The organism is Sedimentitalea xiamensis (assembly GCF_030164465.1).
Taxonomy (GTDB): domain Bacteria; phylum Pseudomonadota; class Alphaproteobacteria; order Rhodobacterales; family Rhodobacteraceae; genus Sedimentitalea; species Sedimentitalea xiamensis.
Window position 1 is genome coordinate 30,874 of sequence record NZ_JASNJE010000031.1, and the last position, 25,020, is coordinate 55,893.

The 25,020-nt window shown below is 64.4% G+C and carries 25 protein-coding genes and 1 pseudogene; 15 read left to right on the forward strand and 11 right to left on the reverse strand.

Features of this window, described 5'->3' with window-relative positions; all coding sequences use genetic code 11:
- Positions 1-78 precede the first annotated feature (78 nt).
- A complete protein-coding gene (locus tag QO034_RS18965; protein WP_284487108.1) occupies positions 79-987 on the forward strand; it encodes a Rossmann-fold NAD(P)-binding domain-containing protein in 909 nt (302 codons plus the stop codon).
- Here the strand turns inward: QO034_RS18965 and QO034_RS18970 are convergent.
- The 3 genes from QO034_RS18970 to QO034_RS18980 are packed head-to-tail and all read right to left on the reverse strand — an operon-like array spanning position 937 to position 3,264.
- A complete protein-coding gene (locus QO034_RS18970) occupies positions 937-2,061 on the reverse strand; it encodes an endonuclease/exonuclease/phosphatase family protein (RefSeq protein ID WP_284487109.1) in 1,125 nt (374 codons plus the stop codon). The genes QO034_RS18965 and QO034_RS18970 overlap by 51 nt on opposite strands.
- The gene (gene leuD / locus QO034_RS18975; RefSeq protein ID WP_284487110.1) at positions 2,061-2,666 is read right to left on the reverse strand and encodes a 3-isopropylmalate dehydratase small subunit; all 606 of its coding nucleotides are present in this window, start codon (positions 2,664-2,666) and stop codon (positions 2,061-2,063) included. Before leuD ends, QO034_RS18970 begins: the two co-directional genes overlap by 1 nt.
- Before the next feature lie 43 nt (positions 2,667-2,709).
- Positions 2,710-3,264, reverse strand: coding sequence for an HdeD family acid-resistance protein (locus QO034_RS18980; RefSeq protein WP_284487111.1), 555 nt, complete (start codon positions 3,262-3,264; stop codon positions 2,710-2,712).
- 710 nt (positions 3,265-3,974) lie between these two features.
- Between QO034_RS18980 and QO034_RS18985 the strand changes: the two genes are divergently transcribed.
- On the forward strand, positions 3,975-4,280 hold the full coding sequence (locus QO034_RS18985) for a hypothetical protein (protein ID WP_284487112.1): 306 nt from the start codon (positions 3,975-3,977) through the stop codon (positions 4,278-4,280).
- 14 nt (positions 4,281-4,294) lie between these two features.
- On the opposite strand, the gene QO034_RS18990 is transcribed toward QO034_RS18985, so the two are convergent.
- From QO034_RS18990 to leuC, 3 genes are all read right to left on the reverse strand, one after another.
- The gene (locus QO034_RS18990; protein ID WP_284487113.1) at positions 4,295-4,657 is read right to left on the reverse strand and encodes a polysaccharide deacetylase family protein; all 363 of its coding nucleotides are present in this window, start codon (positions 4,655-4,657) and stop codon (positions 4,295-4,297) included.
- A 66-nt stretch (positions 4,658-4,723) separates the two neighbouring features.
- The gene (locus QO034_RS18995) at positions 4,724-4,987 is read right to left on the reverse strand and encodes a polysaccharide deacetylase family protein (RefSeq protein ID WP_284487114.1); all 264 of its coding nucleotides are present in this window, start codon (positions 4,985-4,987) and stop codon (positions 4,724-4,726) included.
- Positions 4,987-6,390 carry a 3-isopropylmalate dehydratase large subunit gene (gene leuC, locus QO034_RS19000; RefSeq protein ID WP_284487115.1) on the reverse strand — a complete coding sequence of 468 codons (1,404 nt, stop codon included), beginning with the start codon at positions 6,388-6,390 and terminating at the stop codon, positions 4,987-4,989. The genes QO034_RS18995 and leuC overlap by 1 nt, the downstream gene beginning before the upstream one ends.
- 291 nt (positions 6,391-6,681) lie before the next feature.
- On the opposite strand from leuC, the gene QO034_RS19005 reads away from it, so the two are divergent.
- From QO034_RS19005 to rlmH, 3 genes are all read left to right on the forward strand, one after another.
- Positions 6,682-8,001, forward strand: a complete 1,320-nt coding sequence (locus QO034_RS19005; RefSeq protein WP_284487116.1) for a mechanosensitive ion channel family protein — start codon at positions 6,682-6,684, stop codon at positions 7,999-8,001.
- A 158-nt stretch (positions 8,002-8,159) separates the two neighbouring features.
- Positions 8,160-8,549, forward strand: a complete 390-nt coding sequence (gene rsfS, locus QO034_RS19010) for a ribosome silencing factor (RefSeq protein ID WP_284487117.1) — start codon at positions 8,160-8,162, stop codon at positions 8,547-8,549.
- Positions 8,550-8,587: 38 nt separating this feature from the next.
- On the forward strand, positions 8,588-9,058 hold the full coding sequence (rlmH, locus tag QO034_RS19015; RefSeq protein ID WP_284487118.1) for a 23S rRNA (pseudouridine(1915)-N(3))-methyltransferase RlmH: 471 nt from the start codon (positions 8,588-8,590) through the stop codon (positions 9,056-9,058).
- A gap of 34 nt (positions 9,059-9,092) precedes the next feature.
- Here rlmH and QO034_RS19020 read toward each other — a convergent pair whose 3' ends face one another.
- Together QO034_RS19020 and QO034_RS19025 are read right to left on the reverse strand one after the other, a co-directional pair.
- Positions 9,093-9,383 carry a hypothetical protein gene (locus QO034_RS19020; RefSeq protein ID WP_407696787.1) on the reverse strand — a complete coding sequence of 97 codons (291 nt, stop codon included), beginning with the start codon at positions 9,381-9,383 and terminating at the stop codon, positions 9,093-9,095.
- 92 nt (positions 9,384-9,475) lie between these two features.
- Positions 9,476-10,186 carry a DUF599 domain-containing protein gene (locus QO034_RS19025; protein ID WP_284487119.1) on the reverse strand — a complete coding sequence of 237 codons (711 nt, stop codon included), beginning with the start codon at positions 10,184-10,186 and terminating at the stop codon, positions 9,476-9,478.
- Between the two features lie 80 nt (positions 10,187-10,266).
- Between QO034_RS19025 and QO034_RS19030 the strand changes: the two genes are divergently transcribed.
- The 5 genes from QO034_RS19030 to QO034_RS19050 all read left to right on the forward strand — a co-directional run bounded on the left by QO034_RS19030 (position 10,267) and on the right by QO034_RS19050 (position 15,830).
- Complete coding sequence (locus tag QO034_RS19030) at positions 10,267-11,715, forward strand: FAD-linked oxidase C-terminal domain-containing protein (RefSeq protein WP_284487120.1); 1,449 nt, start codon at positions 10,267-10,269, stop codon at positions 11,713-11,715.
- A gap of 64 nt (positions 11,716-11,779) precedes the next feature.
- A complete protein-coding gene (gene glcE / locus QO034_RS19035; RefSeq protein WP_284487121.1) occupies positions 11,780-12,913 on the forward strand; it encodes a glycolate oxidase subunit GlcE in 1,134 nt (377 codons plus the stop codon).
- A gap of 3 nt (positions 12,914-12,916) precedes the next feature.
- Positions 12,917-14,239 carry a glycolate oxidase subunit GlcF gene (gene glcF / locus QO034_RS19040; protein ID WP_284487122.1) on the forward strand — a complete coding sequence of 441 codons (1,323 nt, stop codon included), beginning with the start codon at positions 12,917-12,919 and terminating at the stop codon, positions 14,237-14,239.
- 76 nt (positions 14,240-14,315) lie between these two features.
- A complete protein-coding gene (locus tag QO034_RS19045; RefSeq protein ID WP_284487133.1) occupies positions 14,316-15,128 on the forward strand; it encodes a trypsin-like serine peptidase in 813 nt (270 codons plus the stop codon).
- A gap of 234 nt (positions 15,129-15,362) precedes the next feature.
- Positions 15,363-15,830 (forward strand): Hsp20 family protein, encoded by a 468-nt coding sequence (locus QO034_RS19050; RefSeq protein WP_284487123.1) that lies wholly within the window; start codon positions 15,363-15,365, stop codon positions 15,828-15,830.
- Between the two features lie 207 nt (positions 15,831-16,037).
- Here the strand turns inward: QO034_RS19050 and QO034_RS19055 are convergent, their stop codons facing one another.
- The gene (locus QO034_RS19055) at positions 16,038-17,513 is read right to left on the reverse strand and encodes an NAD-dependent succinate-semialdehyde dehydrogenase (RefSeq protein WP_284487124.1); all 1,476 of its coding nucleotides are present in this window, start codon (positions 17,511-17,513) and stop codon (positions 16,038-16,040) included.
- A gap of 84 nt (positions 17,514-17,597) precedes the next feature.
- On the opposite strand from QO034_RS19055, the gene QO034_RS19060 reads away from it, so the two are divergent.
- Both QO034_RS19060 and QO034_RS19065 read left to right on the forward strand, forming a co-directional pair.
- Positions 17,598-18,389 carry an alpha/beta hydrolase gene (locus QO034_RS19060; protein WP_284487125.1) on the forward strand — a complete coding sequence of 264 codons (792 nt, stop codon included), beginning with the start codon at positions 17,598-17,600 and terminating at the stop codon, positions 18,387-18,389.
- A gap of 238 nt (positions 18,390-18,627) precedes the next feature.
- Positions 18,628-19,836 carry a M24 family metallopeptidase gene (locus QO034_RS19065; protein WP_284487126.1) on the forward strand — a complete coding sequence of 403 codons (1,209 nt, stop codon included), beginning with the start codon at positions 18,628-18,630 and terminating at the stop codon, positions 19,834-19,836.
- A gap of 101 nt (positions 19,837-19,937) precedes the next feature.
- Here the strand turns inward: QO034_RS19065 and QO034_RS19070 are convergent, their stop codons facing one another.
- A complete protein-coding gene (locus tag QO034_RS19070; RefSeq protein ID WP_284487127.1) occupies positions 19,938-20,276 on the reverse strand; it encodes a cupin domain-containing protein in 339 nt (112 codons plus the stop codon).
- 192 nt (positions 20,277-20,468) lie between these two features.
- On the opposite strand from QO034_RS19070, the gene pheT reads away from it, so the two are divergent.
- The 3 genes from pheT to QO034_RS19085 all read left to right on the forward strand — a co-directional run bounded on the left by pheT (position 20,469) and on the right by QO034_RS19085 (position 24,616).
- Positions 20,469-22,865 carry a phenylalanine--tRNA ligase subunit beta gene (pheT, locus tag QO034_RS19075; RefSeq protein ID WP_284487128.1) on the forward strand — a complete coding sequence of 799 codons (2,397 nt, stop codon included), beginning with the start codon at positions 20,469-20,471 and terminating at the stop codon, positions 22,863-22,865.
- 85 nt (positions 22,866-22,950) lie between these two features.
- A complete protein-coding gene (locus QO034_RS19080; protein ID WP_284487129.1) occupies positions 22,951-23,412 on the forward strand; it encodes a YtoQ family protein in 462 nt (153 codons plus the stop codon).
- Between the two features lie 397 nt (positions 23,413-23,809).
- Complete coding sequence (locus QO034_RS19085) at positions 23,810-24,616, forward strand: mechanosensitive ion channel family protein (protein WP_284487130.1); 807 nt, start codon at positions 23,810-23,812, stop codon at positions 24,614-24,616.
- Positions 24,617-24,677: 61 nt separating this feature from the next.
- On the opposite strand, the pseudogene QO034_RS19090 reads toward QO034_RS19085, so the two are convergent.
- Positions 24,678-24,902 (reverse strand): annotated as a pseudogene (locus tag QO034_RS19090) (alanine dehydrogenase); the annotation flags it as partial.
- Between the last annotated feature and the right edge of the window lie 118 nt (positions 24,903-25,020).

The window sequence follows — 25,020 nt, forward strand, 5'->3', positions numbered from 1 at the left end:
TGCGATCTTTCGCAATATGATTGCAATCCATGAATGGGTAAACCGGACCCGGATTTCACCCCTTCGATGGAGGCTTGCATGGCACGAACCGTTCTGATCCTTGGCGCATCCGGCCGATTTGGCCGGAACGCCGCCATCCAGTTCAAGGCGAGAGGTTGGGAGGTCCGGCTGTTTGACCGCGCCACCGACGATCTGGAAAGATCCGCCGGCGGGGTCTCGGTGATCGTTAATGCCTGGAACCCTCCCTACCCGGACTGGGCGCGGCTGGTTCCGGACCTGCACCGGCAGGTCATCACCGTCGCCGCGAAGACGGGCGCGACGGTGATCGTGCCGGGCAACGTCTATGTCTTCGGGGCGCAGACGCCCGTTCCCTGGGGCAGCAATACTTCGCACCGGGCGGAGAACCCGCTCGGGCAGATCCGCATCCACATGGAAAATGCCTACCGGCAGTCCGGTGTGCGGACCATCGTCCTGCGGGCCGGGGATTTCATCGACACCTGCGCATCGGGCAACTGGTTCGATCAGATCATGATCAAGTCGCTGTCCAGAGGTCGTTTCATATATCCCGGAAACCCCGACATCCCCCACGCCTGGGCCTATCTGCCGGATCTTGCCGCCGCCGCCGTGGACCTGGCAGAGATGCGCGAGAGCCTCCCCGTTCTCGCCGACATCCCGTTTCCCGGCTACAAATTCAGCGGCCGCGACATGGCCGCGGCCCTGGAACGTCTTGTGTCGCGGCCGCTGAAGCTGAAGCGGATGTCCTGGCTTCCCCTGCTGCTGGCGCGCCCGTTCTGGCCGATGGCGCGTTGCCTCCTGGAGATGCGGTATCTCTGGGATACGCCGCATTGGCTGGACGGCGCCGCGTTTCACCGCCTGTTGCCGGACTTTCAGGCCACTCCGTTCGAATTGGCGCTTGCATCGGCTATCCCGCCCGGATCAATCGAGCGCGAGGTCCACCCAGACCAGACGGTGCCGGCTCGCCGCTAGGGCTTCGGCACGACCGTCCTCGCCCTCTGCGGGCCAGGCCACCCCGGCGTCGATCACCTTCCAGCCGCTCGCCGGAAGCACATAGTCCACCCGCATACGCCCGACGCCATCCCAGTCCACCGTGTCCAGCGCGTTGTCGCCCGTGTGGCCCTGATCGGCGGAGCGCGCCGCCCCCGCGCTGGCGGGCCTGGGATCCTGAAGCCGCGAATCGGCGAGCAGGTTGCGCATGGCGGCAAAGCGCCCGTCGCTGTCATGGGGATCGAGATTGGCGCCGCCGGCCAGCACGAAACGGTCGTGGAGCGAACCGAAGCGGCCGTCAAGAACCTCTGTCCAGAGCCGGATTTCGTCGTGATTGCGCCGACCGTTGCGGTCTTCGGCCCCATCGAAAACCGGCGGGCCGGCCTGAAAGGTCAGAAGATCGAACAGGCCGCCGTCGGGCAGCGCGATGGGCACGATCCAATGCGCGGTGCTGGACAGCAGCTGGATCGCGATGGCGTCGTCAGAGGGAAACGGGCGACCGTCCGCCCAGGTTGGCAGCAGGGCGTCCGGCAGGTCCTTCCAGAGCAGATCGGACAGGTCCGTGACCTGCGCGACTGCGATGGGGTGCCGGGACAGGACGGCCAGACCGCCCTGGCCGGTGAATGCACCGAAACCCTGCGCATCGCCGGGACCGCCCAACCGCCTGTCCCCGTCCAGATCGAGATCGGTCGCCAGCCCGCTGTTGGGGCGGGCGGAAAACCGGTGTGGATAGGGCGCTCCGGCATCCGCAAGCCGTTCGGCAAAGGCGGCGAGGGCCACCTGGTCGTGATCCCAGTCGAAATTCTGGATGGCGAGCACATCGGGCGAATGCCGCGCGATCACCGCGACGATCGCGTCGATCTGGGGGTCCTTGCCCCGCGTGAGATCCCGCAGCAGCAGGCCGGGACCCTTGCGCGCCAGTTCGACGTTGAACGTGCCCACCCTCAGGACATCGGCAAAACCCGGCGTTTCCAAGGCAAGAAGAATCAGGGCAAGCAGTGCCCGCAGGCTGGCGACCGCCCGCCCCATCGGCATGCGGTCGCCGTGCCGGATCATCAGATCCAGGGACGTTCCATCGCTGCCTTGGCTTCGAAACTGTCGATTGCGGCGGCCTTTTCCATGGTCAGCCCGATATCATCGAGGCCTTCGATCAGGCAATGCTTCTTGAAAGCGTCGACTTCAAAGGCAAAGGACACGCCATCGGAGGTCGTCACGGTCTGGGCTTCCAGATCGACTGTCATCCGCGCATTGGCACCTTTTTCGGCATCCTTCATCAGTACGTCCACCGTTTCCTGTGGCAGGGCAATCGGCAGGATGCCGTTCTTGAAGCAGTTGTTGTAGAAGATGTCGGCGAAGCTCGGGGCGATGACGCAGCGGATGCCAAAGTCCTTGATCGCCCACGGCGCGTGTTCGCGCGAACTGCCGCAGCCGAAATTATCGCCGGCGACCAGGATTTCTGCCTCGCGGTAGGCCGGCTGGTTCAGGACGAAGCCGGAGATTTCCTTGCCGTCGTCGTCATAGCGCATCTCGTCGAACAGGTTTTTGCCCAGCCCCGAGCGCTTGATGGTTTTCAGGAACTGCTTGGGGATGATCATATCCGTATCGACATTGATCATTGGCATCGGGGCCGCGACCCCGGTGATGGTGGTGAACTTGTCCATGTGTTTCTCCGTCTGGACCGCGTCTGCGCGGTCCGAAATGCGATTACTTGTTGAGACGCGCGTCGAGCTTGTCCTTGAGAGCGCCCTTGGCTGTGCGCAGGAAGAATGCCATTGCGATGAGGCTCGTGCCGTTGATCAGCAGTTCGATCCCGAGAAGGATGCCCAGAAGGCTGAGCGCGATGGCCGAGAAATTGGCAAAGATATACCCCGCCAGAAGCACGGAAATGGCGCCGGATATGAGCATCAGCCAGAAAAACGGCGTGTCGCGCATCTGGAAGGCCGTGATCAGCCGCGAAATGCCGCTGGCGGCAAAGAGGATCGCGACAAGCATGGCCAGCGAGATGACGCCTTGCAGCGGGTGAAACAGCAGCGATGCGCCCAGCAGGATCATCAGAACGCCAAGGCCGATGCCGAGCAGCTTGCCCATGGTCCCTTCCTCGGACAGGCCGGCCCAGATCTGGAACCCGCCGGACAGCAGGAACATGATCCCTGCAAGGGTCGTGACCGCGACCGAAGCGGCAACCGGATTCGCCAGCACGAAGAAGCCAAAGGCAACCGACAGGACGCCTAGAATCAACCACTTTATCCAGACTTTCATTTTCGTTCCTTCTGCGTTCGTTTCAAACCGCCTGCATCATCGTTTCGGTGCCCGGCACGTTTGGTTCCCGGCCGGCTTGCGGCGTTGCACCCCGACGGTTTCACGCGGGACAATAGACCCGCAAGGATCTGTGATCAATGAGATAGAGGCTCCGATGGGCCGGGAATCGGTGGTCTTGCGCCGGCGCTCGCCATTTCGGCGAGGCTCTGGCGCGTTGGCGGTCGCTGCGCCGGCGCAGCAATCGAATCGGAGCGTTCCCTTCGGTGTCCCGATGCTCCAATGACGGGCCGGACCGCGGTGACTTTCGACCGTCGCGAATGGCAGCAGGAAAACCCGAATTGACCGAAAACGCCGTAGTCCGTCCAATTGGCGAACCGGATCTCGATGCGGTCATCCGCCTGATGTCGGACTCTTTCACCCGCCGTCCGCCGGAATATTTCCGGAGCGGCCTGACCGCGCTGGCGCGTCGCCCGGTCCCGGATGGCGGGGAAAATGGGGCTATGTGATCGACGATGGCGGCGTGCGGGGGGCGGTCCTGTCCATTTCCGTCACCCATGACTATGGTGACGCACACCAGACCTATGCCAACATCTGGACCTGGCGCGTGGCTCCGACCCATCGCGGTCCGCTGGACCGGATGACCGGGCGGCTGGGTCACGTCGAACCTGTTCGCTGCAAGACACACCCTGCCGACTTTGGACAAGCTGAGGTTGAGCCCCCGCACGACAGGCCGATACGTGGCGGTGGCGACCTGCGGACCTCAGGGCAAGAGGGTCTTTACCGGCGGACAACTGATCTATTGTCAGGACATGCGGCATTTCGCGGCCCATGCGAAGCCTGTGCTGAACTGGCTCAGACGGCAGGGAAAGATGGCGATGATCCTGGATGCTTCGGGCGATCTGCCACAGTTTCGCTGCGTCTTCCTTGAGGGAAACGCAGCGAAATACGTTCGCGGCGCAGACCCGATCTGGGACGTCGATCACACCTATTCGGAGATGTACTATCTCGGCTTCTAGACGTTCGAACGTCGTCAGGGCCGCAGGCGTTTAGCCGCCATCCTCGCCCGCATGACCGCTGATTTCATCCCTGTCGGAGCGTTCTGGATATAGGTCCGCGGGGTTTCCCGTTTCCAGTCTTTGACATAGCTGTGCCGCATGACGATCCGGGCGTCGAAGGCGCTCATCTGGTGATCGCTGGTATATACCTTGTCGAACGGATCAAGCGCCTTCATCACTTTGCGGTCGTAACTTCCGAAAGGAATGGCGAATTCCGAAATGCGATGCCCCAAGGTGTCTTCCAGCCGGGTCTTTGCACCGCGGGTTTCATAGTCGAGCACCTCGGACGTCACGCGCCGCAGCGGGATATGGCTGGCGCCGTGGCAACCGATCGTCATGCCCTCGGCCTACATCTGCTTGAGGTCGGCCGGCGACAGATAGGCCGGGTCGTCCAGGCGATCGGATCACACGAAGAACGTGGCAGCCAGCCCCCGCGCCTTCAGGGCCGGGACGCCGATTGCGAGATCGCTCTTGTTGCCATCGTCGAAGGTGACGTGAAAGCTGATGTCGCCCACATGTTCAGCCGCCAGCCGGACGATTTCGTCCAGCAGGGTTTCATAGGTGTCCTCGGCGCACCAGTAGCGCCTTTCGCTGTCGGGCACCCCGGGATGCGGAGTGCCCAGACCATGCATGTTGAGCGTGAAACGCAGGGGCGCCGAAGCGTCCACTACATCATCTCCCGCACATCCGTAAGATGCCCCGTGATCGCTGCCGCGGCGGCCATCGCCGGGCTGAGAAGATGGGTGCGTCCGCCGCGGCCCTGGCGGCCTTCGAAGTTGCGGTTGGAGGTGGCGGCGCAGCGTTCGCCGGGGCTCAGCTGGTCCGGGTTCATCGCCAGACACATGGAACAGCCGGCGAGGCGCCATTCGAACCCGGCCTCGATGAAGATGTCGGCAAGCCCTTCTTCCTCGGCCTGGGCGCGGACAAGTCCCGAGCCGGGCACCACCATGGCGCGCAGGCCGTCCTTGATCTTCTTGCCCTTCAGGATTTCCGCGGCGGCGCGCAGATCCTCGATCCGGCCGTTGGTACAGGACCCGATGAACACGGTGTCGATCTCGATCTCGCTGAGCGGCGTGCCGGGAGTGAGACCCATATAGTCGAGCGAGCGCTGTGCCGCCTCGACCTTGCCGCCGGTGAAATCGGACGGATCGGGCACTGTCGCGGTGATCGGCAGAACGTCCTCGGGGCTGGTGCCCCAGGTGACGACGGGGGCGATGTCCTCGCCCTTGATGGTGACGACCTTGTCCCAATGGGCGTCGTCATCGGAATAGAGCGTCTTCCACCACGCCATCGCCGCTTCCCACTGCGCGCCCTTGGGCGCGTGCGGCCGGCCCATGCAATATTCAAAGGTCTTTTCGTCCGGCGCGATCAGCCCGGCGCGAGCGCCGCCTTCGATGGCCATGTTGCAGACGGTCATGCGGCCTTCCATCGACAGGTCGCGGATCGCCTCGCCGCAGTATTCGATCACGTAACCGGTGCCGCCGGCGGTGCCGGTCTTGCCGATCACAGACAGGGTGATGTCCTTGGCGGTGACGCCGGGACGCAGCTTGCCGGTGATCTCGACCTTCATGTTCTTGCCCTTGCGCTGGATCAGCGTCTGGGTGGCCAGGACGTGTTCGACCTCCGACGTGCCTATGCCATGCGCAAGCGCGCCGAAGGCGCCGTGCGTCGCGGTGTGGCTGTCGCCGCAGACCACGGTCATGCCGGGCAGGGTCCAGCCCTGTTCCGGGCCGACGATGTGCACGATGCCTTGGCGGATATCGGACACCGGGTAGTAGTGGATGCCGAAATCGGCGGCGTTCTTGTCCAGCGCCTCCACCTGGATCTTGCTTTCGGGGTTCTCGATCCCCTTGGCGCGGTCCAGCGTTGTCGGCACGTTGTGATCGGGCACCGCGATGGTCTTGTCCGGCGCGCGCACGGAGCGCCCGGACATGCGCAGCCCTTCGAAGGCCTGCGGGCTGGTCACTTCGTGCACGAGGTGGCGGTCGATATAGAGAAGGGTCGTGCCGTCTTCGGCCACATGGGCCACATGGGCATCCCAGATCTTGTCATAAAGCGTTTTGGGGGACATCGGTCCTCTCCCGTTGTTTGGAGGCGGTCAGGGGGTATGGCGGGTTTCGGCTATGGGCGCGCAAGCACCGTGCGCGCCGCGCCGAAAAAGCGTTCGCGCAGGCGGTTGCGATCCTGCAGATCTATTCTGAGCGTCGAGGCGGACAACATGCCTGTCAGATACAGGGGCGTTCTCCGTCATTCAAGGACGGAAGTAACGCGTTTGACCGTCTGGGATCGGCGGGCGCTACAGATGCCGACAGGCTTGCGCCAGCGGGAACGTCATGCAAGCGTTGCCCCTGAAAGGAACCACATGGACCCAGTCAAGGACACGGCCGATACGCTGTTCTCGTCGATCGGCCTCATCTACGAGCAGTTGCATGATCAGCTTGCCTGGGTTCTGATCCCCGGCTGGCGCCAGTACCAGGTCCTGATCGTGCTGGGGCTCGTGCTGATGGCCTGGCTGATGAAGGCGCTCTTGCAGCCGCGCCTGGAGAATTGGGCGCGCTCCCGCGAAGGCTGGCCGAAATGGCGGCTTCGGATGATCGTTCAGGTGCGCCAGCGCCTCGGGCTGATCAGTTTCGCCGTGATCGCCTGGGTGACTTACTGGACCATGCAGCACGTGACCTGGCCATCGCGCAGCTACCTGATCGGGCTGGCGGCCACCCTTGCGACGTTCTGGATCGTGATAGGCCTCGTGACGCGGCTGGTGCGCAATCCCAGTGTGCGCCGTTTCGTCAGGTGGGGTCTCTGGATCTATGCGACCCTCTATGCGCTGGACCTGGATGACGAGGCGACCGAATTCCTGGACGGTTTCGCCATCACCTTCGGCGACATGAAACTGTCCGTTCTGGTGCTCCTGAAGGCGGTCATCCTGATCTGGGTGCTGCTGGTGGGCGCCCGCCTGTTCACCCGCGTCGCCGAATCCGGTTTCCGGCGCAACGAGGATATTTCGCCTTCGATGCAGGAACTGGCGACCAAGGCCGTCCAGGTGTTCGCCTACGGCCTGGTCTTCATGATGGGAATCCGGGCGCTGGGGTTCGACCTGACCGGGCTTGCCTTTCTGTCCGGGGCCATCGGCGTCGGGATCGGGTTCGGCTTGCAGAAAGTCGTGTCCAACCTGATTTCAGGCATCATCATCCTGCTGGACAAGTCGATCAAGCCGGGCGACGTGATTTCCCTCGGCGACACCTTCGGCTGGATCAATTCGCTTGGCGCGCGTTACGTGTCCGTCGTGACCCGCGACGGGCGCGAATACCTGATCCCGAACGAGGATCTGATCACCGGGCAGGTGGTGAACTGGTCGCATTCCGACGAATTCGTGCGCCTGGACATCTATTTCGGCACCGCCTATTGCGACGACCCGCATCTGGTGCGCAAAGTGGCCGTCGAAGCGGCGCAGGGCGTCACCCGGGTTCTCAGCCACCCGAACGCTCCGGTCTGCCACATCGTCGGTTTTGGCGACAGCAGCGTGGACTATATCCTGCGCTTCTGGATCCGGGATCCGACCAAGGGGCTGACGAACATCCGGGGTAATGTCTATCTCGCGCTTTGGGACGCGTTTCAGGCCAAGGGCATATCGATCCCGTTCCCGCAGCGCGAAGTGCGCATGTTGAAGGAAACCGCGGGGTGATCCCGGCGGGCGACCCCGCGTCGCGGCGCCGCCCGCCAGGCGGCATCGCAATTGAAATTTGGCTGCCGAGTTGTTATTCTGGAGTTATCCCCAGCGCCGGGGGTCGGGCGGCGTGTCATTAGGAGGACGATGTCCTGTCAATCCAAGCAGAAGCGGCGATGCCCGCTGATGATCGGGCCGCGCACGTGAGCGGCCAGCCCCAGCCAAGCAGCGAAACGTTGCTGGCGCGTATTCTCACCTCTCTCGAAGAAGACAAGGCCGAAGATGTCGTGCAGATAGACCTGCGCGGCAAGACCGAGATCGGCGACTACATGGTCATCGCCTCGGGCCGGTCGACCCGTCAGGTCTCCGCGATGGCGGAAAAGCTGATCGATCGTCTGAAGCAGGAATTCGGCCGCTTGAGCCGTGTCGAAGGCAAGGATGCCGGCGATTGGGTCCTGATCGACACCGGAGATGTCGTCGTGCACATCTTCCGCCCCGAGGTACGTGAATTCTATCAGCTGGAAAAGATGTGGCAGCCCGCCAAGGCGAGCGTCCGGACCAACTGATGGCCGAACGCGGCTGACGCGGCAGCGGGGAATGAACAGTGCGTGTCACGATCTGCGCCGTCGGACGTATGAAGACAGGGCCGGAAAGAACCCTGATTGACGACTACCTGACCCGGTTCGGACGCACCGGCCGCGCGCTCGGGCTTGGACCTGCATCCGTTGCGGAAGTCGAAGACCGCAAGGGCGGCGGCATGGCGGCCGAGGCGGAGTTGCTGCGGCGCGCGGTTCCCAGGGGCGCCGCCGTCTGCGCGCTGGATGAACGCGGTTCGGTCATGTCTTCGCCCCGGTTCGCGCGCCGGCTCGCGGATTGGCGCGACGGCGGTGCCAGTGACCTCGCGGTCCTGATCGGCGGCGCCGACGGCCTCGATGCCGGCTTGCGCGCCGAGGCGCAGTTCAGCCTGTCCTTCGGCGCGATGGTCTGGCCTCACATGCTGGCGCGGGTGATGATTGCAGAACAGCTCTATCGCGCCGCGACCATCCTGTCGGGCGGCCCTTATCACCGCGCCTGATCCGGCTGCCGGGCGCGCGGTTCGCCTGCCACCCCTATCTCAGGCCGATGGCCGGCGTCGGTTCGGCCCAGCCGTCGCGATTGCACCGGGCCTGAATCCAGACGGTCCGCACCGCGTCGGATATCCGAACGTCGTTCAGGGATCGTGTGAAGGGCTGTTCCGTTTCATGTGGATGCAGAAGGCTGCGCAGTCCCAGTTCCTTGCCGTCCGGGCCAAGCACCCGCCAGCCGTCAGCATAGTGGTCCCATCCGGTGTCGGGATGCGACAGGGTGACGTCGATGTTCCATCCCCCGGAGGTTTTCCGCGCGGATGCGCTCTCGATCACCGGAGGGTCCGCCAGGATGGGCGAAGCCAGAAGGCAGAGGGCCGTGCAAAGTCGCATTCGCGCAGGGTAGCGCGATATTCCGGTCCGCGCGGTCACGTCCTCGTGTCTGGCGGCGCCTTCAGCATGATCGAGCGCGAATGCGATGCGAATTCCCGGCGATAGAGGACGGCCAGGGTCAGCAGGGTGGACAGGACCAGCGGGATGGGTCCGAGAAGCCACGCGACAGCCGCCAGCGAAAAATAGGTCGACCGCATGGCTCGGTTGAAACTGCGCGCGGCGGTGATGCTGACCTCGGCCGCCTGCGCGGCGCGGGGATAGGCCTCGGGCGAGGTGTCGTCCTTCGGAACCGTGGCCATCAGCACAGCGCAATAACCGAACAGGCGATGCGCCCAGACGAATTTCAGAAAGGCGTTGGCCAGGAAGGACAGCACGACCAGCACCTTTATTTCCCAGACGATCGCCGGCGCCTTGCCCTGGGTCAGGTCGCTGACGAGGCCGGCGAGCTGTTCGGTGTTCCCGATCAGCGCCAGGCCGCCGCCGATGGCGATCATGCAGGCTGACGCGAAGAAGGCCGTTCCCTGGCGCAGGTTGCCGATCAGTTGCCCGTCGAACACGCGCGGATCGCGCTGGACCATCTGCTTCATCCAGTCGCGCCGGAAGTTTTCCATCAGATGCGAGACGGACGGTTTGTCTTTTGGCGGAGAGTCGATTCTCCGCCCGATCCAGAGATATGCGGCCAGCAGCAGCGCCAGCGCGGCAAAGTCGACCACGGAAAACAGGGTGAGGGCGTGTTCGAGAATCATCGTGCTACAGTATGATCCGGTATTTGGTCTTGCCAGATGCCAAAATTGGTAATATTAGTTTACCAAACTTGGAGGCCGCCATGGACATGCCGACGCCAGACCCCGATATTCTCGCTCGCAAGGCCCGGCTCGTAGCGCGGCTGTTGCAGGTGTTGCCCGAGGATGCCGTGATCCACGATGTGGCGGAGACGCGGGCCTATGAATGCGACGCGCTGACGGCATACAAGTGCCCGCCGATGGTCGCCGTTCTGCCGGCATCGACGCAGGAAGTGTCCGACGTCCTGCGCATCTGTCACCAGGAAGCCGTGCCGGTGGTGCCGCGCGGGTCTGGCACATCGCTGGCCGGCGGCGCCCTGCCGACCGCAGATTGCGTCATTCTTGGCGTGGCGCGAATGAACGACGTGCTGGAAACCGACTATGAAGACCGTATCGTCCGGGTCCAGTCGGGCCTGACCAACCTGTCCGTCACCGGGGCGGTCGAGGAGCAGGATTTCTTCTACGCGCCGGACCCGTCCAGCCAGCTTGCCTGCGCCATCGCCGGGAATGTGGCGATGAATTCGGGCGGGGCGCATTGCCTGAAATACGGGGTGACGACGAACAACCTGCTGGGCGTGACGATGGTGCTGATGGACGGCACCGTGGTGGAAATCGGCGGCGCGCACCTGGATGCCGGCGGGCTGGACCTGCTCGGGGTGATCTGCGGCTCCGAAGGTCAGCTTGGTGTCGTGACCGAGGCGACTCTGCGCATCCTGCGCAAACCCGAAGGCGCCCGCCCGGTGTTGATGGGGTTCGACGACAGCGAAGTAGCCGGGGCCTGCGTGTCCGACATCATCAAGGCCGGTGTCCTGCCGGTGGCGATCGAATTCATGGATCGCCTGTGCATCCAGACCAGCGACAAGTTCGCGAACGCGGGTTATCCCGATTGCGAGGCGCTTCTGATCGTGGAGGTGGAAGGATCGGACGCGGAGATAGACGCCCAACTTTCGACGATCATGGAGATCGCCCGCCGGCACGATCCGGTCGAGCTGCGCGAAAGCCGGTCCCCAGAGGAAAGCGCGAAGATCTGGCTGGGCCGCAAGAGCGCGTTCGGCGCCATCGGGCAGATCAACGATTACATGTGCCTCGATGGCACGATCCCGGTGTCCGAATTGCCCTATGTGCTGAAACGGATCGGGGAGATGGGCCGGGAGTTCGGGCTGGATGTCGGCAACGTGTTCCATGCCGGGGACGGCAACATGCATCCGCTGATCCTGTTTGACGCCAACAAGCCCGGCGACCTGGAACGGTGCGAGGCTCTGGGTGCGGAGATCCTCAAGCTTTGTGTCGATGTGGGGGGCTGCCTGACCGGCGAGCACGGGGTCGGGATCGAAAAGCGGGATCTCATGCTGCATCAGTATGCGCCGGCGGATCTGGAAGCGCAGATGGCGGTCAAGGACGTGTTCGATCCGGCCTGGCTTCTGAATCCGGCCAAGGTGTTTCCGCTGCCGTCCTCGGAAGCCCGGCGGGTGGTTCCCGCAGCAGCCGAATAGAGGGGCCAGCCCCTCTTGGCCTTTGGCCAATTCACCCCGGAGTTCTTGAGGCAAGAGGAAGATGATGAGTGCCGGAAACGAGGCCGAACTGGCCGACATGGTGGCTTCGGCCCGCGGACCCCTGGCGATACGGGGCGGCGGGACGCGGGGGATCGAACTGAAGGGCGAAGTGCTGGACACGACGGGGCTGACCGGGGTCGATTTCTATGAACCGGGGGCGCTGACGCTCGTGGTGTCGGCCGGCACGACCCTGCGCGAGATCGACGCTGTCCTGAGCGCCGAAAACCAGCGTCTCGCATTCGAGCCGATGGATCATCGCCGCCTGATGGGGACAGAGGGCGAGCCGACCATCGGCGGGGTCGTCGCGGGCAATATTTCCGGGCCGCGCCGGATCCAGGCCGGGGCCTGCCGGGATTTCCTGCTCGGGGTCCGTTATATCGACGGGACCGGGCAGGTGATCAAGAACGGCGGCCGCGTGATGAAGAACGTGACGGGCTACGATCTGGTCAGGCTGATGGCGGGAAGCTGGGGAACGCTCGGCGTCTTGTCGCAGGTATCGCTGAAAGTGCTGCCGCGGTCGGAAACGCAGGCCACGTTGTTGGTGCGGGGCTGCGACGCAGGAACGGCGGTCGCGGCGATGTCGGCTGCGCTCGGGTCTCCGTTCGAAGTGTCCGGCGCGGCTTTCGACCCTGATGCGGGTGGCGCGGTCATGGTCCGGGTGGAGGGGTTCGCGGAGTCGGTGCGCTATCGCACCGGGCGGCTGGCGGATCTTCTGGGCGGGTTCGGCGACATCGAGTCTTGCGATGATGCGGAGGCATCGGACCGGCTGTGGACCGGCGTCCGCGACGTCGAAAAATTCGCAGGCAAGCCGGGCGATGTCTGGCGTCTGTCCGTCAGGCCATCGGACGCCCCGGCGCTTGCGGAGCGCATCGGCGCCGAGGATCTGCTGTTTGACTGGGGCGGCGGCCTGATATGGGCGCGCGTTCCGGAAGCCACGGATCTGCGTGCGCGCATCGGGCCGGTCGGCGGACATGCGACGCTGGTCCGGGCCGGACCCGGCGGGGCGGACCGGCTGGACCGGTTCCATCCGCAGGCCGCGCCGCTGGAAGCCATCAGCGCCGGTCTGAGAGCGCGGTTCGATCCACGCGGGATATTCAATCGGGGGCTGATGGAGCCCTTGCAGCCGGTCGGGGTCTGAGCCATGCAAACCACGTTTTCGCCGGAACAGTTGTCCGATCCCGATATCGCGCGCAGCAACGAGATCCTGCGCAGTTGCGTGCATTGCGGGTTCTGCACCGCGACCTGCCCCACCTACCAGGTTCTGGGCGACGAACTGGACAGCCCGCGGGGCCGCATCTACCTGATCAAGGATATGCTGGAAAACGATCGGGTGCCGGATGCGAAGACGGTCAGGCACATCGACCGCTGCCTGAGCTGCCTTGCCTGCATGACCACCTGTCCGTCCGGCGTGCACTACATGCACCTGGTGGACCATGCGCGCGCGTATATCGAACAACGCTACAAGCGTCCGTTCGGCGACCGGGCCCTGCGCTGGATCCTGGCGCGTATCCTGCCCTATCCGGCACGCTTCCGCCTGGCCCTGCTTGGCGCGCGGATCGGACGGCCGTTCAGGGGGCTGATGCCCGATGCCCGGCTGAGGGCAATGCTGGAAATGGCGCCCAGGACGATCCCGCCGGTCAGCCGCAATGACGACCCGCAGAGTTTCGCGCCCGAGGGGCCGAAACGGATGCGGGTGGCCCTGATGACCGGCTGCGCGCAAAAGGCGCTGAACACCGACATTAACGACGCGACGATCCGCATCCTGAGACGGTTCGGCTGCGAAGTCGTGGTGGCCGAGGGCGCCGGCTGCTGCGGGGCGCTGACGCATCACATGGGCAAGTCGGCGGAAAGCCATGCCGCCGCAGCCCGCAACATCCGCGCCTGGGCGGCGGAAATGGACGGGCAGGGGCTGGATGCCATCGTCATCAATACCTCGGGCTGCGGCACCACCGTGATGGATTACGGTCACATGTTCCGTAACGATCCGCTGGCCGCCGACGCCGCCCGCGTGTCCGCGATCGCCATGGATGTGAGCGAAGTCCTGGTGAAGCTGGACCTGCCCGAAGGGGCCGACAAGGCAACGACGGTCGCCTATCACGCGGCCTGTTCGCTGCAGCATGGCCAGAAGATCAAGACCTTTCCGAAGGATCTGTTGAAACGGGCGGGTTTCAGGGTCGTTGAACCGGCCGACAGCCATCTGTGCTGCGGGTCGGCGGGCACCTACAACCTGATGCAGCCTGAGATTTCCAGACAGTTGAAGATCCGCAAGGTCCGCACGATCGAGGCGAAGAACCCGGATATCATTGCCGCGGGCAACATCGGCTGCATGATCCAGATCGGGTCGGGCAGCGCCATTCCGGTCGTGCACACGGTCGAGTTGCTGGATTGGGCCACCGGCGGGCCGAAGCCGCCGACCCTGATCCGCGGAGCCGAAACTGTGTCCGGGGTGCCGATCCTGAAATAAACGGTCATACCTGCCCTATTCTTGCCGCAGGAGTCCGATATCCTGCCCCGGTGTCGGAAAAGCGGGGTTGGCATCGGTGAGGTATGTCTGGTTCGGGCTGGTGTTTGCGGTGCTGCCGCTTGCATCCTTTGCGCAGGATACGCTTCTGGAAAGGCTGGATACCACGGATGCGGGACGCGCGTGGGAAGCGGTCGGGCGTCTGGATATCAACGGTTCGGGCTTCTGTTCGGGCGCGCTGATCGCGCCCAACCTGGTTCTGACGGCGGCGCATTGCCTGTTTGACAGGGTGTCCAAGGCGCGGATCGATCCGGAGACCGTCCAGTTCCTTGCAGGCTGGCGCAATGGCCGGGCTTCGGCCTATCGCACGGTGCGCCGGGCCGTGGTGCATCCGGATTATGTTTTCGATCAGGACGTCTCTGCCGCCCGCGTGCGCAACGACGTGGCATTGCTGGAATTGCAGCACCCGATTCGGAACACCACGATCACGCCTTTCGAGACCGCCGGGCGTCCGGCCCCCGACGAGGAAGTCGGGATCGTTTCCTATGCCAAGGACCGGGCCGACGCGCCGTCCCTGCAGGAAGTGTGCAGGGTCATGGCGCGCCAGGAAGGCGTGCTCGTGATGTCGTGCAACGTGGATTTCGGGTCGTCCGGCGCCCCGATCTTTTCCTTTGCCGGCGGAACCGCGCGCATCGTGTCGGTGGTGTCCGCAAAGGCGGAGGTGGAGGGGCAGCGGGTCGCGCTTGGAACCTCGCTCGACGAACCGCTTGCGCGGCTGCGTGACGAACTCGACAGGGGCGGCGGCTTCAACCTTGCCCCGCCGCCGGAGGTCAACCGCATCGCGGTCGGGCAGACTCGCCGCGACACCGGGGCCAAGTTCATCAGGCCGTGATGCCGCCGGATCGTCCGTCCGCATGCGCGCATCGCGACGTGGCATCCGTGAAAGCCAAGGTCTGGCGCGCCCGATGCCGTTGCCGCTCCGCTGTCCGTCCCGCGGGTCTTGAAACCGCTTTTGCCGCTTCCCATCTGGGTGTTGTCGGAATGCCGAACCGGGTTCCGGCGTGTCAACTTGCCCGTCCGATCAGGAGGGCATTCGTAAATCGCTCGAAGGAAGAGGATAACGACAATGCGTACATTCGACTTTGCACCGCTGCACCGCGCCACCGTCGGTTTCGATCAGATCGCCGATCTGATGGACCGCGTTATGACCAACGACGTGAGCCAGTCCAGCTACCCCCCCTACAACATTGAAAAGACGGCGGCGGATTCCTACCGCATCTCGATCGCCGTGGCCGGGTTTTCCGATTCCGACCTGATGGTCGAAGTCAAGGAAAACGCGCTCGTCGTCGCCGCCAAGAAGGCCGAGGACGACAGCGGACGGACCTATCTGCATCGCGGCATCGCCACCCGTGCATTCGAACGCCGGTTCCATCTGGCCGATCATGTGCGCGTGACCGGTGCCAGCCATGTGGACGGAATGCTGCATATCGACCTGCAGCGCGAAGTGCCCGAAGCCCTGAAACCCCGCCGGATTGAAATCGCCAGTTCCAAGGCGATCGAAACCGATGTGGTCGACAGCAAGGCCGTGAACTGAACCCGAGCCTTCGATTTACCTCGAACGACGGGTATGCGCCCCGCGCCGCATGGCGCGGGGCGATTTCGTGCCGGGAACGGACAGGATTTCGGACCGGCCCCGGCACCGCCCGCCACAGCGGGCCTTGAGGCCTGGCCAAAATGCAAAACGCGCGGTCCGTTCCCGCCGAACCGCGCGCTTTCCGATGTTTGGACCGTGTAGGCCGGATCAGACCGACATGCAGACGTATTTCATCTCGAGATAGTCCTCGATTCCGTGATGGCTGCCTTCGCGGCCAAGGCCCGACTGCTTGACACCGCCGAACGGTGCCACCTCGGTCGAGATGATGCCGGTGTTGACGCCGACGATGCCGTATTCCAGCGCTTCGGCCACCTTGTAGACCCGGCTCAGATCCTTGGCGTAGAAATAGGCGGCGAGGCCGAAGATGGTGTCGTTGGCCATCGCGATGACCTGGTCCACGTCCTCGAACTTGAACAGAGGCGCCAGAGGTCCGAAGGTTTCTTCCTGGGCCACGGCCATGTCCTGGGTGACGCCGGTGACGACGGTGGGTTCAAAGAACGTCCCGCCCAATGCGTGGCGCTTGCCGCCGGTCAGAACCTCGCCGCCCTTGGCGGTCACGTCGCCGAGATGTTCCAGGACCTTGTCGACCGCGTCCTGGTTGATCAGCGGGCCGGTGGTGATGCCATCGTTCAGGCCGTCGCCGACCCTGAGATTCTCGACCGCCACCTTCAGCTTGGCGGCGAATTCATCATAGACCCCGGCCTGCACGTAGATGCGGTTGGCGCAGACGCAGGTCTGGCCATTGTTGCGGAACTTGCACATCATCGCGCCTTCGACGGCGGCATCCAGATCGGCGTCGTCGAACACGATGAAAGGCGCGTTTCCGCCCAGTTCCATCGAGCATTTCATGATCTGGTCCGCAGCCTGCTTGAGCAGGATACGCCCGACCTCGGTTGAGCCGGTAAAGGTCAGCTTGCGCACGGCGGGGTTCTCGCAGAATTCCTTGCCGATGGCGCTGGCGGACGAAGACGTGACCACGTTGAACACGCCGGCCGGGATGCCCGCGCGTTCGGCAAGCACGCCCATCACAAGAGCGGAGAGCGGGGTTTCCTTGGCCGGGCGCGCGACAAAGGCACAGCCGGCGGCCAGGGCCGGTGCGGCCTTGCGTGTGATCATCGCGTTGGGGAAGTTCCAGGGCGTGATCGAGGCGGCGACGCCGATCGGCTGTTTCAGCACCATGATCCGCTTGTCGCGCTGGTGGCCGGGGATCATTTCGCCATAGATCCGTTTCGCCTCCTCGCCGAAGAATTCGATGAAGGACGCGCCATAGGCGATCTCGCCCACCGCCTCGGCCAGCGGCTTGCCCTGTTCGGCGGTGAGGATCCTGCCAAGGTCCTGGGCGTTCGCCATCATCAGGTCGAACCATTTGCGCAGGATTGCGGCGCGTTCCTTGCCGGTCATGGCCGCCCATTCCTTTTGCGCCGCCTCGGCCTGTTCGATGGCGTCCGCGACCTGCGCCCGGCTGAGATCGGCGACCTTGGCGATCACGTCGCCGCGCGCCGGGTTGGTCACGGAAAACGTCCCGTTATCGCCGTCGATCCACTGGCCGCCGACATAGGCTTTCGTCACCAGGAGCTCCGGGTCGTTCAGAAGCGATTTCAGGTCTGTTGTTGCATCCAGCATGGTGAGTCCTCCTGCAAATTCCACTCGCGCAGCCAAACCAGTTGAGGCAGGGTTTGTCTAGGGCCACATGCAGGGGAGGTCGAGATGGAACTGGACGATGCCTATGCCAACGCGGCCCATATCGCCGGGGCAGAGGCGTTTCCGTCGCGGTGGGCCGCCGAGGCGCGCGCATTCAGGGAGCGATTGGGACCGCGCGCCGCATGCGGGATTGCCTACGGCGCGGGTGAGCGCCAGGTCTACGATCTGTTTCAGCCGGAACAGGATCCGTCGGGCACGGTGATCTTCATCCACGGCGGATACTGGTTGGATTTCGACCGGTCGTTCTGGTCGCATCTGGCGGGAGGACCCTTGGCGCGGGGCTGGGCGGTGGCGATGCCGTCCTATGATCTGTGCCCGCAAGTGCCGATCGCCGGCATCACCCGCCAGATCGCGCAGGCGGTTCAGCACGTGGCCGCACGCACCAAAGGGCCGATCTCGATCACCGGCCATTCCGCGGGTGGTCATCTCGCGGCGCGGATGCTGGATGCGGGCCTGATATCCATGGACGTGGCGCGCCGTCTGGCGGCGGTGGTGCCGATCTCGCCGATTTCGGACCTGCGCCCGTTGATGCGGACATCGATGAACGCGGACCTGGGCCTGGACGATGCCGCGGCGCGGGCGGAAAGCCCGATCTTCATGCGCGACCGCCACAAGGCCAGCGTGGCGGTCTGGGTCGGCGCCGAAGAACGCCCGGTGTTTCTCGACCAGGCGCGCTGGCTGGCCGATGCCTGGGGCGCGGAACTTGTCGTTGTCCCCGAACGGCACCATTTCGACGTAATCGATGCGCTGAGCGACCCGGACAGCCGGTTGATCGGGCGGCTCACCGGGCTGCCCTGATGCGCTCTACAACGCCTTGTTGAAGGAAGCCCGCGCCCGCGGATTGCGCTGAAAGCAAACGCGGTTCCGCCGTGGCTTCCAGGACAGGCGGTCCGATCGGCGATACCGGTCACAAAAGACTTGCCAAACGCGTGATTTTCGGCAACCCATGCCTCGTGTCCGGTCGATGGCGTCGCCCGGAAATTCACGTTCATATTCGTCCTGAACGCCGGGACCTTTCTGCAAAGGAGGGTCAACGATGACCACTCGTCCTGACATGTACCGGTTCCACAATGGCGAAAAGGCGGTTCTGCCGTTTGAAACCGCCGAATACGAGGCCCGCATCGCCGAATTGCGCGAGCGCATGGACGCCGCCGGCGCCACCGCCGCCGTCTTCACCTCGATGCACAATATCGCGTATTATTCGGGGTTCCTCTATTGTTCCTTCGGGCGGCCCTATGGGCTGGTCGTCACCGAAAGCGATTGCGTCACGGTTTCTGCCGGGATCGATGCGGGCCAGCCGTGGCGGCGCAGTTTCTGCGACAATATCACCTACACCGACTGGCAACGCGACAATTTCTGGCGCGCCGTGGGTTCTGTCACCGGCAAGGGCGGCGTCATCGGCTACGAGGGCGACCACCTGACCCTGATGCAGCGCGACAAGCTCGAGGATTTCCTTGAACCGCTCACCATGGTCGATCTCTTCGAGACCACCATGCGCCAGCGGATGCACAAGTCGGAGGCCGAAATCGCGTTGATCCGGCAGGGTGCGCAGGTGGCGGATGTGGGCGGCTATGCGATCCGCGATGCCGTCCGGGCCGGCGCCCGCGAGATCGACGTGGCGATGGCGGGGCGCGACGCGATGGAGCTGGAAATCGCCAAACGCTTTCCCGACGCCGAATATCGCGATACCTGGGTCTGGTTCCAGTCGGGGCTGAACACCGACGGCGCGCATAACCCCGTGACCGGACGGAAGCTGGAACGCGGCGATATCCTGTCGCTGAACACCTTTCCGATGATTTCCGGCTATTACACCGCGCTCGAACGCACGATGTTCGTCCAGAGCGTCGATGACGCAAGCCTGAAGATCTGGCAGGCCAATGTCGCGGCGCATGAATACGGGATGTCGCTGCTGAAACCGGGTGCGAACTGTGCCGATATAACCAACAAGATCAATGCCTTTTTTGCCGAACGCGACCTGCTCCAATACCGCACCTTCGGCTATGGCCATTCCTTCGGCGTGCTGTCGCATTACTACGGCCGCGAGGCGGGTTTGGAACTGCGCGAGGATATCGATACCGTGCTGGAACCCGGCATGGTGATCAGCATGGAACCGATGCTGACCATCGCCCAGGGCCAGCCGGGCGCGGGGGGCTACCGCGAACATGACATCCTGGTGATCACCGAGGACGGGGCCGAGAACATCACCGGCTATCCCTACGGGCCGGAGTTCAACGTGGTCGGCTGAGCCGCGCCGGGGACACCGGAAACGGGCTGTGCCATCCGTGCACATCCCGTGCATACCGCGTGCATACGCCATGCACCGACGCCGGAGCGCGGGCCGCCGGCTTACAACCGGATGACATAGTCCTTGCGGGTGGTTTCGATCACTTCCCAGGTGCCGGAAAACCCCGGCCGCAACACGAAACTGTCGCCCGCACGCACCCTGTGGGCGACGCCGTCCGCATCGGTGATGACCGAATGGCCCGACAGGATCCGGCAATATTCCCATTCGTCATACTCGATCCGCCAGGCGCCGGGCGTCGATTGCCAGATGCCGCAATAGAGCCCGTCGCGTTCTTCCAGGTTCCAGGTCGTGAACACCGGGTCGCCCGAGATCAGGCGATCCGGGGCGGGGCGGTCGGTTTCGCCGGGGCCGGCCGGCGTGACGGGGCAATAAAGGGTCATCGGGCGCGGTATCCGGAGGGTTGCGGTCGATCCAGACTGCCGGAAAGACAGGCGGCGCACAATCCCGATCCGCGCAGACTATCCACGGGTTTGCCGGCAAAACCATGGCCGAACGACCGTCCTGTGACTTGCACCTTGACGCATTCTTTGCCATTGCCGGACCAAAGCTTTACCAAGGGCAGGACCTGTCGCATGAAATTCACGCTTTCCTGGTTGAAAGACCATCTGGACACGCAGGCCAGCCTGGACGAGATCGTCTATGCGCTGACCGATCTTGGACTGGAGGTCGAGGAGGTTACGAACCCGGCGGCGCGTCTGGGCGATTTCACCATCGGCAAGGTGCTGCACGCCGAGAAACATCCCGAGGCGGACAGGCTGAAAGTGTGCAGGGTCGCGACCGACGAGGGCGAGATGCAGATCATCTGCGGCGCGCCGAACGCGCGGGAAGGGATCACCGTGGTGGTGGCCAAGCCCGGCGTCTATGTGCCGGGTATCGACACCACCATCGGCGTCGGCAAGATCCGCGGCATCGAGAGCTTCGGCATGATGGCGTCCGAACGCGAGATGGAACTCAGCGACGAGCATGACGGCATCATCGAACTTCCCAGCGGCGAGATCGGCGACCGGTTCGTCGACTGGCTGGCGGAGAACGATCCCGCCAAGGTCGATCCGGTGATCGAGATCGCCATCACCCCGAACCGCCCCGACGCGCTGGGTGTGCAGGGCATCGCGCGCGATCTTGCGGCGCGCGGCCTCGGGGTTCTGAAGGACCGCGACTACGACCCGGTGCCGGGGGATTTTCCCTGTCCGATCCCGGTGACGATCGATGCGGATACGCTGGACGGATGCCCGCTGTTCACCGGCCGGGTGATCCGTGGTGTCAGGAACGGCCATTCGCCGCAATGGTTGCAGGATCTGCTGCGCGCCATCGGGCTGCGCCCGATTTCCGCCCTCGTCGATATCACCAACTATTTCACCTATGACCGCAACCGCCCCCTGCACGTCTTTGACGCGGACAAGGTCGCGGGCGGGCTGCGGGTGCATCGTGCCGCCGGGGGCGAGACGCTCGCCGCGCTGGATGAAAAGCAATATACCCTCGTGCCCGGCATGATGGTGATTTCCGACGACACCGGGCCGGAAAGCCTCGCCGGGATCATGGGCGGAGAAGCGACCGGCGTGTCCGGGGACACGGTCGACGTGTTTCTGGAAAGCGCCTATTGGGACCATGTGCAGATCGCGATGGCGGGGCGTGCGCTGAAGATCAATTCGGACGCGCGATACCGGTTCGAACGCGGGGTGGACCCGGAATTCACGCTGGAAGGGCTGGAACTGGCGACCCGGATGATCCTGGACATCTGTGGCGGCGAGCCCTCGGACGTGGTGATCGCGGGCAAGGTGCCGGATCATTCCCGCGCCTATCGCCTGGACGCGGCGCGGGTGCAGAGCCTTGTGGGCATGGACATTCCCGAAAGCGATCAGCGCCAGACGCTGACCCGCCTCGGGTTCCGGCTGGAGGGAAACCTGGCCCATGTGCCGAGCTGGCGTCCGGATGTGCAGGGCGAGGCCGACCTCGTCGAAGAGGTGGCCCGCATCGCGTCGCTGACCCGGCTCGAGGGCCGTCCGCTTCCCCGGCTGACGCCGGGTGTGCCGAAGCCGGTGATGACGCCGATGCAGCGCCGCCAGCAGGCGGCCCGCCGGACCTGCGCGGCGCTGGGCTACAACGAATGCGTGAGCTATTCCTTCATCGACCGGGCCAGCGCGGCGCTGTTCGGCGGCGGCGGTGACGCCACGATGCTGGAGAACCCGATCAGTTCGGAAATGAGCCACATGCGCCCGGACCTGTTGCCAGGTCTCTTGCAGGCGGCGGCGCGCAACCAGGCGCGCGGGTTCATGGACCTGGCGCTGTTCGAGGTCGGCCCGGCGTTCCACGGCGGCGAACCCGAGCAGCAGCACGACATGGTGACGGGCCTGCTGGTCGGGCGCACCGGCCCGAAAGACGTGCACGGCGCCGCGCGCCCGGTGGACCTGTTCGATGTCAAGGCCGATGCCGAGGCGGTTCTGGACGCGATCGGCGCGCCCGCCAAGGTGCAGATCCGGCGCGGCGCGCCCGAGTGGTGGCATCCGGGCCGGCATGGGCAGATCTGCCTGGGGCCGAAGAAGGTGCTGGGCGTCTTTGGCGAACTGCACCCGAAGGTCCTGGCGGCGATGGGCGTCAAGGGACCGGCGATGGCCTTTGCCGTCAGGCCCGCCGAGGTTCCGATGCCGCGCAACACCGGGGCGACCCGCGCGGCGCTGGAGTTGCGCGACCTGCAGGCGGTCGAACGGGATTTCGCCTTCGTCGTGGATGCCGGCGTCGAGGCGCTGGACCTGGTCAATGCCGCCGCCGGGGCCGACAAGACGCTGATCGAAAGCGTGCGGGTCTTTGACGAATTCATCGGCGGCAGCCTGGGCGAGGGCAAGAAATCCCTGGCCGTGACGGTGCGGCTGCAGCCGGTGGCGCAGACGCTCAGGGACGCGGATATCGACGCCATCGGCGCCAGGATCGTGGAGAAGGTCGGCAAGGCGGCAGGCGGCGTGCTGCGCGGCTGAGGGCGGTTTTCGCCTTCGGCGAGAGTATTTTTGGCAAGAGGAAAGCAGGGGCCGGCGCGCGCCGGCTCTCGTGGAAAGGAATGACATGACGTTGCAGGTCTATCTGTCCGGGGAAATCCATACCGACTGGCGGGAGCAGATCGTTGCCGGCGCCGAAGGTCTGGACGTGCGGTTTGACGGTCCGGTGACGGACCACGCGGCGAGCGACGATTGCGGGGTGGCGATCCTGGGGGCGGAGCCGGACAAGTACTGGCACGACCACAAGGGCGCGATGGTGAACGCGATCCGCACCCGCAGGGGGATTTCGGCGGCCGACGTGGTGGTCGTGCGTTTCGGCGAGCAATACAAGCAATGGAATGCGGCGTTCGATGCCGGCTATGCCGCCGCGCTGGGCAAATCGCTGATCGTTCTCAACCCGCCGGCGCATCAGCACGCGCTCAAGGAGGTGCATGCCGCGGCCCTGGCGGTCGCCGAAGACCCGCGGCAGGTGGTCGAGATTCTGCGCTACGTGCTGACCGGCGCGCTGCCGGACCGGGATCGGTCCTAGATCATGGCGATCCGCGCCCCTGAAATGGGGTGCGGGACCATTTCATCGGCGGACGGGATGACCTTTCGGGAATCGGCAACCGGAATGTTCCGGGGGATTGCCGTTGCGGCTTCCGGCATGGCCCTTTCGCTTTGAACGGCGGAAATCCGGCACTACCCAGGAAACGGACGGCTTTTCAGGCGTGGCGGCGGTGTGCGAACTGCCCGGCATGCATGCAGGATGGCGGCGGCGAGGAGAACGCGCCTGTGGCCGCCGCCGCAAGTCCGGCCTGCCGAGGCGGATAGAGACGGGTCCGCGAAGCGGCAGTTCCCTTCGCGCGGATCGAAAAAGAACTTGTCATGGGTACGACCATTTTCTTTAACCGACGGGAACCGAAAACGAAGGAGCGAGAAGCAACATGCAGGACATTGTGGAGCAAATGGGCAGCTATACGCCGCTGTTGTGGAGCGCGGTCAAGGCGCTGGTGGTCATTGTCGTCGGATGGATCGTGGCCGGGACCGCCTCCGGCATGGTCCGCCGGCGGGTGAACGCGCATCCCGAGATCGACAAGACACTCGGCAATTTCGCGGCCAGCATGGTGAAATGGGTCATTCTGCTGATCGTGCTTGTCGCGGTCCTGGGCCTGTTCGGGATACAGGCGACGAGCCTTGTCGCGATGCTGGGCGCCGCCACGCTCGCCATCGGCCTGGCGTTGCAGGGCACGTTGAGCGACCTGGCGGCCGGATTCATGCTGATCCTGTTCCGGCCCTACAAGCTGGGCGACTACGTGGACATCGGCGGCACCTCCGGGACGGTGCAGGATCTGAACCTGTTCGTCACGGAACTGTCGACGCCGGACAATGTGCAGATCATCGTTCCCAACGGCCAGGCCTGGGGCGCGATCATCCACAACTATTCCCATCACGCCACGCGCCGCGTGGACCTGGTTTTCGGTATCGACTATGGCGACGACGCCGGTGCGGCGATGAAGGTCATTCTCGGCCAGGTCGCCGCGGACGGCCGGGTGATGGACGATCCGGCCCCCTGGGTCCGGGTCACGAACCTGGGCGACAGCTCGGTGGACCTGACCCTGCGGGTCTGGTGCGCGGCGGCGGACTACTGGGACGTGAAATTCGACCTGACCAAGGGCATCAAGGAAGCCTTCGACAAGGGCGGAATATCCATCCCCTATCCGCATTCCGTGGAAATTCAGAAAGCGGGCTGACCCGTATTTCCGCACGAATTCACGGGTCCGGGATCGCGTTGCGCCCCGGTCCCGGTTCGGTTCAGGCCTTCAGCGCCGCGGATGGCGAAATCACATCCATCCCGAGGGCCTGCCCGACGGCAGGGTAGGTCAGTCTGCCGGCGTGAACGTTCAATCCGTGCAACAGGTGTTCATCCTCGGCGCAGGCCCGCCGCCAGCCCTTGTCGGCCAGCGCCAGCATGAAGGGCAGGGTCGCGTTGCCAAGCGCGATCGTCGATGTCAGGGCCACGGCGCCGGGCATGTTGGCGCCTTTTAAAGCATTTCGGGGAAACCCTGAGTCGCTGGGGATTCCCTTGAGGGGTCGATTGTGATTCATCCTTTTCAGGAGGATGTTTCATGTCAGCACCACTGCCAGGCGCGCTTCG

What these genes read in the sequence shown, in the direction of transcription:
- QO034_RS18965 (WP_284487108.1), top strand. Translation starts at nt 79, where the DNA reads ATGGCACGAACCGTTCTGATCCTTGGCGCATCCGGCCGATTTGGCCGG.
- QO034_RS18970 (WP_284487109.1), bottom strand. Translation starts at nt 2,061, where the DNA reads ATGATCCGGCACGGCGACCGCATGCCGATGGGGCGGGCGGTCGCCAGC.
- leuD (WP_284487110.1), bottom strand. Translation starts at nt 2,666, where the DNA reads ATGGACAAGTTCACCACCATCACCGGGGTCGCGGCCCCGATGCCAATG.
- QO034_RS18980 (WP_284487111.1), bottom strand. Translation starts at nt 3,264, where the DNA reads ATGAAAGTCTGGATAAAGTGGTTGATTCTAGGCGTCCTGTCGGTTGCC.
- QO034_RS18990 (WP_284487113.1), bottom strand. Translation starts at nt 4,657, where the DNA reads ATGACGATCGGTTGCCACGGCGCCAGCCATATCCCGCTGCGGCGCGTG.
- leuC (WP_284487115.1), bottom strand. Translation starts at nt 6,390, where the DNA reads ATGTCCCCCAAAACGCTTTATGACAAGATCTGGGATGCCCATGTGGCC.
- QO034_RS19005 (WP_284487116.1), top strand. Translation starts at nt 6,682, where the DNA reads ATGGACCCAGTCAAGGACACGGCCGATACGCTGTTCTCGTCGATCGGC.
- rsfS (WP_284487117.1), top strand. Translation starts at nt 8,160, where the DNA reads ATGCCCGCTGATGATCGGGCCGCGCACGTGAGCGGCCAGCCCCAGCCA.
- QO034_RS19025 (WP_284487119.1), bottom strand. Translation starts at nt 10,186, where the DNA reads ATGATTCTCGAACACGCCCTCACCCTGTTTTCCGTGGTCGACTTTGCC.
- QO034_RS19030 (WP_284487120.1), top strand. Translation starts at nt 10,267, where the DNA reads ATGGACATGCCGACGCCAGACCCCGATATTCTCGCTCGCAAGGCCCGG.
- glcE (WP_284487121.1), top strand. Translation starts at nt 11,780, where the DNA reads ATGAGTGCCGGAAACGAGGCCGAACTGGCCGACATGGTGGCTTCGGCC.
- glcF (WP_284487122.1), top strand. Translation starts at nt 12,917, where the DNA reads ATGCAAACCACGTTTTCGCCGGAACAGTTGTCCGATCCCGATATCGCG.
- QO034_RS19050 (WP_284487123.1), top strand. Translation starts at nt 15,363, where the DNA reads ATGCGTACATTCGACTTTGCACCGCTGCACCGCGCCACCGTCGGTTTC.
- QO034_RS19055 (WP_284487124.1), bottom strand. Translation starts at nt 17,513, where the DNA reads ATGCTGGATGCAACAACAGACCTGAAATCGCTTCTGAACGACCCGGAG.
- QO034_RS19060 (WP_284487125.1), top strand. Translation starts at nt 17,598, where the DNA reads ATGGAACTGGACGATGCCTATGCCAACGCGGCCCATATCGCCGGGGCA.
- QO034_RS19065 (WP_284487126.1), top strand. Translation starts at nt 18,628, where the DNA reads ATGACCACTCGTCCTGACATGTACCGGTTCCACAATGGCGAAAAGGCG.
- QO034_RS19070 (WP_284487127.1), bottom strand. Translation starts at nt 20,276, where the DNA reads ATGACCCTTTATTGCCCCGTCACGCCGGCCGGCCCCGGCGAAACCGAC.
- pheT (WP_284487128.1), top strand. Translation starts at nt 20,469, where the DNA reads ATGAAATTCACGCTTTCCTGGTTGAAAGACCATCTGGACACGCAGGCC.
- QO034_RS19080 (WP_284487129.1), top strand. Translation starts at nt 22,951, where the DNA reads ATGACGTTGCAGGTCTATCTGTCCGGGGAAATCCATACCGACTGGCGG.
- QO034_RS19085 (WP_284487130.1), top strand. Translation starts at nt 23,810, where the DNA reads ATGCAGGACATTGTGGAGCAAATGGGCAGCTATACGCCGCTGTTGTGG.